The 16002-nt window shown below is 40.0% G+C and carries 10 protein-coding genes; 9 read left to right on the top strand and 1 reads right to left on the bottom strand.

The window, feature by feature from the left end; translation table 11 throughout:
• The first annotated feature begins 33 nt into the window (after window positions 1-33).
• From CZ809_RS06080 to CZ809_RS06040, 9 genes are all read left to right on the top strand, one after another.
• Window positions 34-1188 carry a M20 aminoacylase family protein gene (locus CZ809_RS06080; protein WP_080156477.1) on the top strand — a complete coding sequence of 385 codons (1155 nt, stop codon included), beginning with the start codon at window positions 34-36 and terminating at the stop codon, window positions 1186-1188.
• 325 nt (window positions 1189-1513) lie between these two features.
• Complete coding sequence (locus tag CZ809_RS06075; RefSeq protein ID WP_080156476.1) at window positions 1514-4003, top strand: GH92 family glycosyl hydrolase; 2490 nt, start codon at window positions 1514-1516, stop codon at window positions 4001-4003.
• A 259-nt stretch (window positions 4004-4262) separates the two neighbouring features.
• Window positions 4263-6728, top strand: a complete 2466-nt coding sequence (locus CZ809_RS06070) for a GH92 family glycosyl hydrolase (RefSeq protein WP_080156475.1) — start codon at window positions 4263-4265, stop codon at window positions 6726-6728.
• A 312-nt stretch (window positions 6729-7040) separates the two neighbouring features.
• Window positions 7041-7559 (top strand): Hcp family type VI secretion system effector, encoded by a 519-nt coding sequence (locus CZ809_RS06065; RefSeq protein ID WP_080156474.1) that lies wholly within the window; start codon window positions 7041-7043, stop codon window positions 7557-7559.
• 110 nt (window positions 7560-7669) lie between these two features.
• Window positions 7670-9697 carry a type VI secretion system Vgr family protein gene (locus tag CZ809_RS06060; RefSeq protein WP_080156473.1) on the top strand — a complete coding sequence of 676 codons (2028 nt, stop codon included), beginning with the start codon at window positions 7670-7672 and terminating at the stop codon, window positions 9695-9697.
• The gene (locus CZ809_RS06055) at window positions 9694-10545 is read left to right on the top strand and encodes a DUF4123 domain-containing protein (protein WP_080156472.1); all 852 of its coding nucleotides are present in this window, start codon (window positions 9694-9696) and stop codon (window positions 10543-10545) included. The genes CZ809_RS06060 and CZ809_RS06055 overlap by 4 nt, the downstream gene beginning before the upstream one ends.
• Window positions 10535-13657 (top strand): toxin VasX, encoded by a 3123-nt coding sequence (locus CZ809_RS06050; RefSeq protein WP_080156471.1) that lies wholly within the window; start codon window positions 10535-10537, stop codon window positions 13655-13657. The genes CZ809_RS06055 and CZ809_RS06050 overlap by 11 nt, the downstream gene beginning before the upstream one ends.
• The gene (locus tag CZ809_RS06045; protein ID WP_080156470.1) at window positions 13641-14345 is read left to right on the top strand and encodes an immunity protein TsiV2 protein; all 705 of its coding nucleotides are present in this window, start codon (window positions 13641-13643) and stop codon (window positions 14343-14345) included. The genes CZ809_RS06050 and CZ809_RS06045 overlap by 17 nt, the downstream gene beginning before the upstream one ends.
• A 341-nt stretch (window positions 14346-14686) precedes the next feature.
• On the top strand, window positions 14687-14965 hold the full coding sequence (locus CZ809_RS06040; protein ID WP_045038514.1) for a hypothetical protein: 279 nt from the start codon (window positions 14687-14689) through the stop codon (window positions 14963-14965).
• A 98-nt stretch (window positions 14966-15063) separates the two neighbouring features.
• Here the strand turns inward: CZ809_RS06040 and CZ809_RS06035 are convergent, their stop codons facing one another.
• Window positions 15064-15990 carry a glycosylasparaginase gene (locus CZ809_RS06035; protein WP_080156469.1) on the bottom strand — a complete coding sequence of 309 codons (927 nt, stop codon included), beginning with the start codon at window positions 15988-15990 and terminating at the stop codon, window positions 15064-15066.
• Between the last annotated feature and the right edge of the window lie 12 nt (window positions 15991-16002).

Genomic DNA, 16002 nt, shown 5'->3' with positions numbered 1-16002 from the left:
CGACTGCGCTTGTGTTACTAAAGGAATACAGTAATGACCATTAATACTAAAGTTATAGAGTGGCGCCATCATATTCATCAGCATCCAGAGTTCGGCTTTGAGGAAGAAATGACATCTGCAATGGTTGCTGAAAAGTTAGAAGAGTTTGGCTTAGAAGTACACCGTAATATTGGAAAAACAGGTGTTGTTGGTATTTTAAAATGTGGTGATAGTGAACGATCTATTGGGCTTCGTGCTGATATGGATGCATTACATATCTGTGAAAAAAATACTTTTGCTCACTGTTCTGTTCATGACGGTGTTATGCATGCTTGTGGTCATGATGGTCATACTGCAATGTTATTAGGTGCTGCGCATGAATTAGCAAAAACACGTAACTTTGATGGCACGGTGTATTTTATTTTCCAACCAGGTGAAGAGCATGGCGTTGGAGCTAAGGCTATGATTGCCGATGGTTTATTTACACGTTGGAATATTGATGCTATCTATGCAATGCATAATTTACCGGGGATCCCTGCGGGACACTTTGTTACTCGTCCGCATTCATTAATGGCAAGTGAGAGTAGTTTTGAAATAGAAGTTATTGCGACTGGTGGACATGCTGCAATGCCACATATGGGGACTGATCCTATTGTTGTGGGTTCCCAAATTGTAGTGGCATTACAAACAATTGTTTCCCGTCACCTTAGTGCTATTGATGAAACGGCTGTTATCTCTGTTACAGAATTTGCTACAAATGGTACTGTTAATGTGATTCCATCACGAGTAACTATTAAAGGAGATACTCGTAGTTTTACAGATTCTGCCTTGCATAAAATAGAAGCTGCAATTGAACGCATTGTTGCTGGTCAATGCATGTCTGCAGGAGTTGACTATCAATTTAAATTTAATAATAGTTTTTTATCTACAATTAATACGCCACAAGAAACAATTCATGCAGTTAATGCTGCTATTACTGTGGCAGGTGTTGATAAAGTGAATGGTAGTTGTCAGCCTTTTACAATTAGTGAAGATTTTTCTTTTATGCTTAGAGAAGCTAAAGGTTGCTATATTTTAGTTGGTAATGGTGTGGGGGAGTGTGGCGGCACTGCTTTGCATAATCCATATTATGACTTTAATGATAATATTCTTATGGATGGTGTTAATTTTTGGCAGACACTTGTTGAGCAACAATTAGCTAACCATTAATAAATATAACTAGTGATTAAAAACTTTTAATTTTAACGGCTTTTAATTTAGGCCGTTTTTTTATTCTTCAATAAAATCTATTACCTTAAACTTTATTAACTACTTTTTATGCAAGAAAAATAAAACTGTGATATTGAGTCCAAAGAGAGCTTTAAAGGAATATGCGTTATGTCACAGCGAATAATTGCGGTTACAAAAAGCCAGTGAATGCGTAATTAATCCTATATATCCTATCACTAAGTTTATTGATAATTCAGTTAGAATTTTTCAATCGTAGTTGTCGATATAACAATCTACAGCTAACGAAATAAGCTAGGGAATGGATATGTCGACAATGAAAATAATGCCTTTGGCACTGATGGTCGCAGCAGTATTAGCTGGGTGTAATAACGAAACGATAAATAATACGACCATTGTGCCAGATAAAGATCAACCTGCGATTGAGTTAACGGGTAACACTAAATTTGTCGACCCATTTATTGGTACTGGCTTTAATGGTCATACTTTTCCGGGGGCAGTGGTACCTGAAGGTATGATGCAGCTTTCACCCGACACTGAATTGATGGGGTGGCATTCTTCATCAGGTTATCATTACGATAAAGATACGTTATTTGGTTTCTCTCATACTCACCTAAGCGGTACTGGTATGGGGGGATTAGGCGATATTCTATTTTTACCGTTTACTGAAGATAATCAAAAATATATCGAAGATAATGATGATTACCGTAACGCTATTTCAGTGAAAATGGATAAAACAACTGAACATGCTGAAGTTGGCTATTACAGCGTAGAAATTGCAGACAATGATATTAAAGCTGAGCTAACTGCTTCTGAACGGGTTGGTTTCCATCGTTATACTTATCCTCAAGATACTGATCAGAAATTAAAAATTGATTTAAATTCTATATTAAACAGTGATTGGGGCTCTACGTCATTACGTAATCAATTAACGGTCAGTGATGATGGTTATACGATCACGGGTGAAAGAGATGCCGCACATTTTTCTGGATGGGCTAAAAATCAAAAAATATTCTTCTATGCGACCTTTGATAAAAAAATCAAGAACGTTGTTATTCTGGCTAACGGTAAGCCTGTTGATGGATTAACTGCCGAGCATGCATCAGTGTTACTTCATGATGAAACGGGTAAACCAGTGAAGCGTACTAAAGCTGATGTTACCGCATATGTGGAATTTGAAGCTGGTGATACCCAAGTTGTTAATGCCGCAGTTGCAATCTCTGCCGTGAGTGCTGATGGTGCTAAAGCAAACCATGATGCAGAAGCTCATCAGTCATTTGATGAAGCTCGCGCCAGTGCCGTTAAAAAATGGCAACGAGCATTAAATTTTGATGTGAAAGGTGGTACGCCAGAGCAAAAAGAAATTTTCTATACCGCGCTTTACCATACAAAAATAGCCCCTCAAGTGCATCAAGATGTTAGTGGTGAGTTTAGAGGCATGGGTAAAGGTTCAATTCGTAATGGCGAAGGTGAGTATTCTATTGCTTATGGTCAAGCAACGCCTGAACAACCAAACTTTTCGGTGTATTCATTATGGGATACTTTCCGTGCGTTACATCCATTAAAAACCATTACTGAGCCTGAACGTGCCGTTCAATATGCCAAGAATATGGTTCAGAAATGGCGGGAAAGTGGTTTATTGCCTAAGTGGGAACATCTAGGGGATGAAACAGGCACCATGATTGGTTATCCCGCGGTTGCTGTTATTGCTGATGCGATCACCAAGTTTCCGAATGAATTTACACAACAAGAAAAACAACAAGCACTGCAAGCTGCGGTTGAATCATCCACTTATGATAACTATGCAACATTAGCGCAAGAGTGGGATCTTGATGTATTAAAACGTGTTCTACCTGATGCCATCAAATTTTCTCAGCAACAAGGTTTTGTGCCTGTCGCTAATGAAAATGCTGAAAATATTAAAGAATCGGTATCTTACGGCTTAGAAAATGCATTTTATGATTGGGCTATTGCACAAATTGCTAAAGCTGCGGGTAATACTGACATTGAGCAACAATATTTAGCGCGATCAAAAGCATTTGAACGTTACTTTGATAACAATCCAACTGAATATGCCAAGCATGGCGTAACTGGTTTTATGCGTCCATTAACCATTGATGGTGAGTTTATTTCGCCATTTGATCCGTATAATACGGCTCATGAATCAGGTCCTTATGCAGAAGGTAATGCATGGCAATGGACTTGGTTTGTACCGCATGATATTAAAGGTCTGCAACAGGTCATGGGTGGGCAAGCTGCGTTTGCGAAAAACTTAGATGCGACCTTTACCGCCGGTAGTGAAGGTACAGAAACAGCCGATATGTCGGGAATGATTGGCCAAGTAGCCTTTGGTAATGAGCCATCGCATCATATTCCATACCTTTATAATTGGACCGCGGAACCTTGGAAAACCCAAGAAGTGGTCGATTATATTTTAGATGAAATGTACTTTGCAGAACCTGCTGGCATTATTGGTAATGAAGATGTTGGTTCTATGTCGGCATGGTATGTGATGTCTGCAATGGGTTTCTATCAAGTTAACGCAGCAGCACCTATATATACTGTTGGACGGCCATTATTTGATGAAGTACGTTTACCTGTAAAAGACGGTTTCTTTACCGTTAAAGCGATTAATAATGCCGATGATAATATGTATATAAAATCGGTATCAATTAATGGTAAGCAGTTAGATAACGGTTTGTTCTTTAATCACTCCGAATTTAAAGTAGGTGGTGAACTTAAATTTGTGATGACAGGTGATAAATCTCAGGCTATGCAAGCTTCATTCATTGAATAATTAGAGTTAACTAAACAAATAAATAAAGAAAATAATCGGCAGTCATTTATATTTAATGGCTGCTTTTTTATATATTAATATTATTGATTATTACGTTGAACCAATGTCACTAAAATATAAGTTGGTGATAAAAATCCAGTAAATGTGCCTTTTTGCTACTATTTAAATAGAGTGTTTATTTTTATTATTAATCGAATGTAAAGTGAGTTGATATTTATCTAACTCGTTACCCAACTATCAATAATATAGGTCGATAATAATGATAAATAAACTGAGTCCAATAGCATTTTCTATTGCATTAGCGATGGGGTTAGTTGGTTGTAATTCTGATGATACATCGGTATCTAAAGATAATATTACTCCAGTTTCAGACGTATATTTACAATATGTAAACCCTTTTATTGGTACTGGTGCTGATGGTCATACTTTCCCTGGTGCGGTATATCCATCGGGAATGGTACAGTTAAGCCCAGATACTGAGATGGATGGTTGGGGCTCTGCTGCGGGTTATTTTGATCATGGAAAACAACAAGATATTCCTGTTTATGGTTTTTCACATACCCATTTAAGCGGGACGGGCATCACTGATTTAGGTGACATATTAGTCTTGCCTTTTACTGAAAAAAATAACGCAACTTATAATACCTTTGATAAAGCGAATGAAATTGCAGAAGCGGGTTATTATTCTGTTGAATTAAATCGTGGTGATATAAAAGCGGAATTAACCACAACAGCACGTGTGGGTTATCATAAATATACCTTCGCTGAAGGGACTACTCCATTTATTAAGTTCGACTTAGATCATACTCTAAATAAGAGTTGGGGTAATCGTACCACTGTCGGTAATATTGAAATAATTGATGAATATACTATTCGAGGTCAACGTAGTTCAGATGGTTGGGCAAACAATCAACATGTCTATTTCTATGCTAAATTTAATCAACCGATTGTGAAAGCAACCGCATTAATTGATGGGGTTGAAACGAGTGTTAAATTAAATAATGATAATATTGAAGCGGTTAAAACAATCGCTTATTTAGAGTTTGCGCCAACAGATCAACCATTAGAATTAAAAGTGGGTCTATCTCCTACGGGCATTGACGGCGCAGAGAAAAACCTTAATGCAGAAGTACCTGCGTGGGGCTTTGATCGTGTGTTAGCGCAATCTCAACAGGCATGGCATAACGAGTTAGCCAAGGTTGAAGTTGAAGGTGGCACTGAAGATCAAAAACAGATTTTCTATACTGCCCTATACCATGCTTCTATTGCGCCAATGATTTTCCAAGATGTGGATGGTCAATATCGTGCAATGCGAACCCAAGAAATTAAAGACGCTGGGGATACACCTAACTATTCAGTGTATTCAATGTGGGATACTTTCCGCGCTTTCCATCCCCTACAAACTATCATTAATCCACAACGCGCGACAGAATATGCCAATGATTTAATTCGTAAATATAAAGATGGCGGTATGTTACCTAAGTGGGAATTACAAGGCCATTATACGGGGACGATGATTGGTTTTCCGGCCATTTCAATTATTGCTGATGCAATGGCAAAGGATTTAAAGGTGAATGCGCAAGATGCATTAGAGGCGGCAGAATTCACCGCGCGTTATCATGAGAAAAGTGAATTTCCAGATTGGACTGACGATCAAAACATTGGTGCTGCAAATGTGGTGCAAGTGAAGGTTTATGAACAAAATAAATATGTTCATCATGGCTACTGGAACTCAGCATCTTATACCTTAGAGTTTGCTTATGGTGATTGGGCAGTATCAGAAATTGCGCGTATGGCAGGTGATGTAAAACTGCAAGACGAGTTTTTAAGCCGTGCTGATAACTGGTTGCAGCATTGGGATAAAGTTAGTGGCTTCTTACGTCCGAAGAATCACCCATTAAGTGTTAGTCCGAATAAACCTGCATCACAATTTAATCAGCCTATTGATGAGTCGCGCAAAGATGAATGTGTGATGATAGATGTGGTACAAACGGATGGTAGTAGCAAAGCAATGGAGCAATGCCCACTATTACCATTTGATCCGTATTTTGTTGATGAATTTGCCTTTACTGAAGGTAATGCATGGCAGTGGAAGTTCCAGCCAATGCATGATTTTGAGCGTCTAAAGCAAGAAATTTATGCTGCTGATGTTGCTCAAAATAAACCGGATATGACACCTGAAAAATCATTCCGTGAAGACTTAGATGAGTTGTTTACTGCTCGCTCTTCAAATACTGGTGAAGAACTGCCTGATTTAACCGGTTATATTGGTCAATATATGCATGGTAATGAGCCATCGCACCATATTCCATACTTATATAATTTGACTGATGAGCCTTGGAAAGCACAAGAATATTTAGATCAAATAATGAATCAGTTCTATACCACTGAACCGACAGGTTTGATTGGTAATGAAGATGTCGGCCAAATGTCAGCATGGTACATCATGAGTGCTTTAGGCTTTTACCAAGTGACGCCAGCCGATCCTACTTATTCAATTGGTCGTCCATTGTTTGATAAGGTTGCGATTGATGTGAAAGGCGGTGAATTTACCATTGTGGCTGACAATAATAGCCCAGTGAATAAGTATGTGCAGTCAGTCACCATTAATGGTCAACAGCTAGGTGCTAACCTAACCTTTAAACACAGTGACATCAAAGCCGGTGGCGAATTACGTTTTGTGATGACAGGTGATAAGAAGCAAGCATTGCAGGCGATATTTTAATTAACGAAAATTAAATGAAAATATATCGTCTTAAAATAGGTTGATGATTTTTAATGAAGGCTAAGTGCATAGCACTTGGCCTTTTTTATGCTTTTGATTTGGTGTTTATATTGCTAAGCGTAAATGTGGGCGATAATTTGCTCGCTAGGCAATAGTTTGCTCGATCCTGGGCAATAACTTGCTCAGAGTATTAGTTGAATCATTATTTTTATTTTTATTTGCTTACAATTCAATATGTTATTGTTATTTTTTAATGTGGTATGGAAGTTGCTTTAAAAGTAATGAAATTCCAATATTTTTAAGGACATTACAATGCCAACTCCATGTTATATCTCTATCCAAGGTCGTACTCAGGGCAACATCACCGCAGATGCATTCACTGCTAATTCTGTTGGTAACATTTACGTTGAAGGCCATGAAGACCAAATGCTGGTGCAAGAATTTAAGCATACCGTAACCGTGCCAACTGACCCACAATCAGGTCAACCTGCTGGTCAACGTGTTCATAAACCTTTTAAATTTACTGTGGCGTTAAACAAATCTGTGCCGTTGATGTACAACGCATTGGCATCAGGTGAAATGCTGCCAACGGTTGAACTTAAGTGGTACCGCACTTCTGTTGAAGGTAAGCAAGAGCATTACTTCACAACAACGTTAACCGATGCAACGATTGTAAATATCGACAATCAAATGCCACATTGCCAAGATTCAACCAAAGCTGATTTCACTCAACTTATTGAAATCTCAATGGCTTACCGCAAAATTAATTGGGATCACACTGTCTCTGGCACATCGGGTGCTGATGACTGGCGCGCACCGTTAGAAGCGTAAGTATCACATAACTATTGCCCGCACTGTTATCCAGTGCGGGCTTTTAGCGTTTATGTCTTTGCTAAGGCATTTTTTGATCGCTTTAGCACAGGCTTAATTGAGGCAATATCATGGCACAACAAACAGGATTACAATTTACCTTTACCGTTGAAGGGCTTGACGCGTCAACATTTGCTGTGACTGAATTTAAAGGTAACGATACGTTGTCTTTGCCTTTTTCTTTTACGATCGATTTAGCCAGCCGAAACTCAAGTTTAACGCCGCTTGAAACCATTGATCACAATGCAAAATTGACGGTTTGGCAGCACGGTGAATTACAGCAACAATGGCATGGTATTGTGCGCCAATTCTCTCAAGGCGATACCGGCCACAGCCATACAATCTATCAAGTTGAATTTGTGCCACCTTTGGCGCGGTTAGCCTTGCGTCAAAATAGCCGTATTTTCCAAACACAAACGGTGCCTGAAATTATCTCTATCTTGCTGCAAGAAATGGGGATTAATGATTATAGTTTTGCAATCAGCCGCCAATTAGTACAGCGTGAATATTGCGTACAATACCGTGAAAGTGATTTAGCCTTTATCGATAGAATTGCCGCGGAAGAAGGGATTTTTTATTACTTCAATCACGACAATAAGAAAAATACTCTTATCTTTAGTGACGATACTCAACACGCTGTCAGTCTCGTTGAGCCTCTGATTTACAACAGCCGCAGTGGTGGTAGCAGTAACGTGCCTTTTATTCGAACTTTTGCGCGTAACACTCAAATTTGCTCATCATCCGCTCAGCTAAAAGACTACAGCTTTAAAAAACCAGCTTATAGTTTTTTGCAAACTTCAGTAGCCAAAGAAGCGGATTATCAACAAGCCACGTATGAGCACTATGATTACCCAGGTCGTTATAAAGATGATGCCAGTGGTAAGCCCTTTGTGCAGTTTCGAATTGAATCACTTCGACGCGATGCCCAAACCGCGAATGCCAAAAGTAATGTGCCGACTATTCTTCCCGGCGTAAAGTTTACGCTGCAAGAGCATGATGATGACAGTTGTAACCGTGACTGGTTGATCATTGCCGTCACCCATGTTGGTACTCAACCCCAAGCATTAGAAGAAGCCGGCGGCGAAGGAGCAACAACCTATAATAATGAGTTTGTTGTCATTGCAGCTCATCGCCCTTGGCGTCCGCCGTTTAATGCCAAACCCACCGTTGATGGCCCACAAATCGCGATGGTTGTTGGGCCTGAGGGTGAAGAAATTTATTGTGATGAATTTGGGCGAGTCAAACTTCAATTTCCTTGGGATCGTTACAGTAACAGCGATGATAACGCCAGCTGTTGGGTGCGAGTTTCACAAGGTTGGGCGGGTAGCCAATATGGTATGGTTGCCCTGCCTCGTGTAGGCCATGAAGTGATTGTCAGTTTTTTAGAAGGAGATCCTGATCAACCGATCATCACTGGCCGTACTTATCACGCCACCAATCAGCCTCCTTATGAATTACCTGCTCATAAGACCCGCACTGTTTTACGCACTGAAACCCACCAAGGTGATGGCTATAACGAACTGCGTTTTGAAGACCAAGCTGGCAAAGAAGAAATCTACGTTCGAGCGCAAAAAGATGTCAATGTCTTAGTTGAAAATGACCGTACCGACAACATTAAACATGATTTACACCTTGATGTAGAAAATGAACGCTTTAGTCATATCAAAGTAAATGATCATTTAACGGTTGATGGTGAAAGTCGCCACCATGTTAAAGGTGATCAAACATTGATGATCGACGGCACATTACATCTTAAGCAGGGTAAAGCGATATTAGTCGATGCGGGGAATGAGATTCATATTAAAGCCGGTAATAAAGTTGTGATTGAAGCTGGTGCTGAAATTACATTAAAAGCAGGCGGTAGCTTTATCAAAATAGACGCGTCGGGTGTGTCATTGGTCGGGGCGGCAGTGAATTTAAACTCAGGAGGGAGTGCGGGCAGTGGTTCAGGCTATGCGGGTGTTTCACCGTTATTACCCGGCGCGGTTGAAGCTGCCGTGGCATTAGCTGCAATAACACTCATAAATTGGCCGCAGCAACTTGAGGCCATGAAGGGAAAAGTACCCGTTTGTGAAGTGTGTATGGAGAATGCACAATGAGTTTTAGCCTTCAACTCCCTAAGCCGATCCCCGACTTTGACATCCTTAGTCATGAAGCGTGTTTTCTTATTCTTGATGGTAGCCAAATTGAAAAACTTGAGTTGTTATTACTGCAACAAGATTTGCAACCTCAAGCTATTTGCCCGTTACGCTTTTTACCATTAAGAGAAGTATCACCATTCATCATTAAGCTAACACCAACCGCAATGTCTTGGTTTACTCAATATAATCAGGCAAATGTGGGATATATCATTAGTAGTGATGCCAATATCGACCAGCTTGCCATCATACTATCGGACTTCTTTGAGGTTCTTTCGCCATATGGCTCTAAGGTTTTTTTTAAAGTTGGCCAACCAGAGGCAATGAATGTGATCTTAAACGATCAAGAATGTCACATATGGGCTGCTATATCCAAAGCTTGGTTGCCAACCCGCGAGGGATGGATTTCTCTTTGTCATGACGAAAAAATAGACATTAGAGAGAAACCTAAGGCCTATCACTTATCAGATCAACAGTGGAAACAATTAGGTGATATCACTCGTCGTAATACCGTCGAAAAAGTACATCAACATTTGAGTACTTACTTTCCTGAGGCGCTTCAACAACACAATTATCCTTTACTTTGGATAAAGGAATGGGTGCAAAATGCCCATGATATGCAGTTTGAAACAGATACTGATGTCCTTCATTTTTTTAATATTCTCGCATTACTTGGAGAGAATGTGTTGAAGACTGATCGCTACCCTCACATCAAGCAATTATTAGAAACACCATCAGCGCAAACACCGTCAATGCGAGTAGCAAAAGCTGATGAACTCGCCCATAAGGAGGTTTCTCATGTCAAGTGATGCTTATAATGCCGCAGAAATTGGTGGGTCAGCTAGCCCTAGTTCACCTGCGGGAGCCTGTCCGCTACAAGCTACAGAAGTCGGTATTATTCCGGTTCGGTATGCTATTGATGGTTCAATGGGAGAAAAACCTTCTTATTCATTACCTGACGGAACTCATTGGAAGCCGACCTTTAAACTTCATCAACACTATATGCTTCGTCAGCTTCGTGATGGTTGGCTGTATGTGTTTAGTGAAAAACTGAAAGTACTTCATACCTATAAAATTGAAGGTGAAATTTTTACGGCTCAACATGACGGCGGCACTTGTTCATCATGTTTAACCTATGACTCCGATGATACGCTTTGGCTTAGCTACGCGCATCAAGCTTGGACGCCACGTATTGTTACGCTATTCAGTAATGAGGAAAAATACCGTAATAAATGGATGCGGCCGTTAAACATCTCGGCATTTAAACGGAGAATGAATGGGCCTCATGCTGGAATGGCGAAAAATCTTGAGTCTTCAGTGGCTGATATTGGCTCTGTTAGTCAAGATATCATTAATGGTTTTTCAATCACCTCGACACCATTAAAGGCAGACACGTCTACGTCTGAGGGTGAGTTTAGTCGAACTAAAACAGCGATTACAGCCCCGACTTATCAAGCAGCCCTTCCAAATGCTAATGTTAATGATGGTTTATTCATTGCGCTAGAAGATCCATTGGCTGATATTACCGACATTGCGTTGAAATTAGGCACATTTCAAGCACAGAAAGAATATATCTTTGGTAGTGATACAGATAAACACAAACTGCTGATGTCAGAGTTTACCCGTTCTATTGCACGTGTACCTTATGACCCAAAAACTGCGCCAATGGCATTGAAAAGTAAACTAAAAGACAGTCCATTGGAGACATTAAAGTTTGAGGCTGCTTTAAATGAGTACTTACGCTATCAATTCCCACTGAAGCAAACACCATATGGGAGTGAAGCTAATGCTGTTAATGCCTTATCTTCTGAGACGGTACGTAGCGCTGCACTAAATACACTCCAAAATACTTATGGTTACACTCCAACAGATAAAGATATTGAACACTTCAAAAGTAGAGAAAAAAATATTGGTGAAATCAACTGGGAGCTAATGTCTACGTTCCTCACCAATAAGTATAACGACCTAGATAAACTAGAAGGTGAAGCAGCACCGTTAATTGAAGATCTCGACAATGCGTTAATATCATTGGGAGAAGATGCATTACGCGTCGGTATTGATATTGAAAGTGAACAGGGACAAAGCTTCCTCAATCAATTGTTCTCACAATTATTTTCTTTAATGACCTCTGTATCAAAGGAGTGGAAAGCCGCCCAAAAACAGTCACTACTGGCACTGGCGCCTTATTATTACAGCCCTGAATTTCAATCTGTGATCCATACGCAAATATCGAATGATGCGGTATCATTTTCAAGTTCAAGTGATATTACCAATATGGCCTCTCGTGTTGGTGAAAGCTACGGATTGCTTGTTGATGGACGTATTCCTGACACCGATGATGCGATAAAGGCAACACTCGTTGCTGCAAAAAGCGCATTTTCAAAGGCAAGCAGTTCAGCTTGGAAAGGACTGATGGATAGTCTGTTTCCATACCATTTTTCAGGTAAAAATGGGTTGGCTTCTGGACTACAGCTTATTGTCGCTCGAAGTTTAGTGAGCAAAGAGAATAAAATTCAAATTTCTTCAGATTATAGTACGCAATTGGCGAAGTTTAATAAGACGTTAACCCCCTTTCTTCAACAAGCAGAGCGTCAATCTGGTCAGTTACATTCCCAGAATACAACCGCAATGCGTAATGCACTGGCGAAGACAAAACAACAAATCGCAAATCATATCGCACAAGAAATGCCACTATTGATCACGTTTGAAACAGAGGCCATGAATACTGCGGTGCGTGAGAAACTGACTGCGTCAATTGTAGGGCTTCGTTCTCGTATTGGCCAATCAATGGAAAGTATTAACGGTGCAGGCACTGTTATTGGTGGATTCGCAGCAATTTGCAACCTTTGGAATTTATCGGTTGTGTCTAAGCAAGTGGTCTCTAAACTTAATAGTGCGAGTTCTACCCAAGAGCAAGCCGATGTGTATATCGAATTGGCATCAACGATATCGTGGACCCTCTCTGCATTTGCGGGAGTGGGGCGTGATGCGCAAGTGATACCAAAAACACTTATTGAGAAGTCAGTTCGAGAAGCAATTGGATCAGCTAGTAACATTGAACAACAAGTGGTGATAAAACGCTTTGTGGCTGCGGCGAAAGTAACCGCTATCTTTGGTTTGTTTGCAGCCAGTTCTGAAGCCTATTTAACCGTAAAGCAAATTCAAAAATCGGATGATTTTTTTGAACAAATAATCCTAACTAGTAAAGGCTTAGCTTTAGGTCTTCAAGGTTATGTTTCTGGGTATCAATTAGTAAACTTTGTACGTGGTGCTGTACTAAGCGAAATTGTGGCTGCTTGGATGATCAGTGCCTTATTCTATGCAGGTATTGCCTACCTAATCTTCTCGGGTTTGTATAATTATTTTCATCGAAATGAAATGCAAAAGTGGTTACAAGGTTCAACTTGGGGTAACTCACCAAAAACACAAACACCAGAACAAGAGTTAATGGAGCTAGAAAATATCATCTGGAAGCCTAAGATCGAATTGACTAAAAAGAATGTCGATATATATTTGCCCTCTTATCTCTTCGATGATGAGAAGCAACATTACGATTTACAAATCGTTGTACAGAAAAAGTCTAAAAATATAAATTTGAGTTATGCGCCTCCTCACGTCATTCAAGAAGAAATGAATAAACCGCGGAAAGTGATGATTGATGTCTCTCAAGCTAAACGGAAGAAAACGGCAAACGGTGTCTCTTATATTGCAGTTCCTGTGACCCATGATGAAGGTGATACTGTTGTTATTGCCATAAACTATGACAGAGCATGGACACATAATTGCCAAAGTTACGCAGGGCGTTTAAACAAAACGGGAACGTTTGATTTAGAAAAAACCAAAGACGTAATTATTGCTCCTAACGGCGTAGCCGGTATCAAACTTCCAACAACAGGAGAAACCAATGAAAACACTCGGTAAAGAGCAACAGTTTGAACGCCTCTATGCAACTCCTCCTGTCTATGAATGGGAGTTAATAGTTAATCCTGATCATGGTCGTACAAAAATAGCATACGCAAGTTTTGGCATTTGTATAATTTTAGCAGTTGTATCATTTTTTTGGTTTCAAGGTAATACAGGTTTAATCGCCGCAGGAATGTTAATTTTTTTAGGTAGCTGTGGAGCTCCTTGGGGCCGATTTTTAATACATGCAGACAAGCGCCACTATTACGCGATAAATCAGTACGGGATGTACTCAACAAGTGAGCAGATAATTCCTGAGATTGCTTATACCATAGTAAGACGCTCGGCATGGGTTGGCTGCGCTATTTGTGTGTTTGCGGCAATATTCATTGGACCGATGGCATTTGTGGGGGCTGGCGGCGCAGCATTGATGTCATTTACGATGACAAACTTTCATTCTGTACCATATAAGAATCAGTGCTTGTTTGACGGCTACGCTAAATTACTAAATTTTAGAGAAGAAGATTATACTTTATGTTCGCATAACTCTATGGCTGGCTGTAAATTAATCATTCCTCAAGAGAAACTTGTGCCAATTATTGAAGTCATCAAGCAATATAACGACACCTTTGAAGAAGAGTTTATGGATATATATAAAGATGCTAAATTCCAAGCTCGGCCTATTATTCTGGAAATAGTGCGTTAACTTACCTTTAAGAATAACAAACCCCGCGCCCTTTATTGGGGGCGGGGTTTGTTTTATTGGCACAGATATGGAGAATGATCTTAAGGGAAAAGTGTTTCCATTTGAATTCAGGATTAGTCAGTTGCCAGATTAAACCCGCTATGATTGCCTCATTTTTAATAATACTTCGTTGTTTATTATTTAATGATAGCCTTTGTTACAACTTCCTATCTTTCATACAAATTGAAACATATTGCTGATATTTAAAAGAAACAAGAGCGAGTATATTTTATTTGAATTTCTTTTTTATATTTCCATTTTCACGGTTGTTGAGTATCTCAATCGTTTCAAGGACGGCAACAATGACAAGGTTTAAGTTAAAGATCACTCATGGCTTATCTCATCATCCTGATATTATAAAAGTGACGACGGATCCTCGCCAAGCTTTACGTTTTCTTGAACGTGAAGTGTCGCCTTATACGCGTGGTTTTACGAAAATTGTCACTACCGATAATAAGCAGTATGTAAAAAGTATTGCAGAAGATGATAGCAAAGCCTTTCGTTATGATTATGTACCTTATAATCAACTCGATATGATATGGCAAAAGCTGTGGGGATTTGTACTTAATAAATGTAAATAATGAAATGACCGTTGCTATATAACAACACCCTGTAAGTATGATCTTAGCAGGGTGTTGTTGATCTTAGTGTCACTGTATTCTCTTTTCGATGAGAATAATTACTTAGTCATGATCACTTCAGCTTGGCGCTCTTCTGGCTTATCCATGCCTGTTTGCCACAACCAGTAAGTAATATTGCCCGGACAATTTAAGCTCACCACTTTGTGATTACCATGGCAATCAATTGCATGAATAGTGACGCCTTCAGTATAGCCATCTTTTAAATAATCAAGATCTTGAATAGCTTCATAGACGGCATCATCAAGTTTCATGCCCATTTTCATATACAGCACTACCGCATGCGCAGTTGCACAACGAATACTCATTTCCCCTGTATGGGTACACGCACAAGCCCCGTAACGACTGTCGGCATAAGAGCCAGCACCAATAATTGGGCTATCACCTAACCGACCGGGGTATTTCCATGCCCAACCTGATGTTGATGTGGCGGCGGTAATTTTGTTATTAATATCACTGCTTAAAAAGACGGTAGTGTCACGTACACGTTCAGGATCGGTGGCATTATTTGATAATGGCGCAAGAGGCACATTAGGAAATGCCGCTTGTTGCTCAGGTGTCATGGCTTGCTCTAGCTTTTCCCACCACACTTGCTTTGAATCTTCGATAAGATTGTTACCAGCAACCGCATTAATTTCATTGGCAAAAATAGCCGCACCTTCACCAACTAAAATTTCATGGTTGAGATCGGTCATCACCTTATAGGCGACTTCTATTGGATGGATGTAACCTTTTAATGCACCAACAGCGCCAGTGCGTAAACTGTCACCGTCCATTACCGATGCATCTAATTCCATTTCGCCTAATACGTTAGGCCAGCCGCCATAGCCCACGGTACGCACCCGTGGATCTAATTCCACCAGCTTAATGCCTTCAACTAAAGCCCGTAAGCCTTCTTCACCTGCTTGCAGGCGACGTGCTGATGCTTCAATGCCTGGGTAGGCTTCTGAGTTTGCTAATAAGATCATGTTCAACGTCCT

It is taken from the genome of Photobacterium piscicola, assembly GCF_900166965.1.
GTDB lineage: Bacteria > Pseudomonadota > Gammaproteobacteria > Enterobacterales > Vibrionaceae > Photobacterium > Photobacterium piscicola.
Note: the sequence above shows the minus strand (reverse complement) of the source record. Positions and strands in the feature narration are given on the sequence as shown.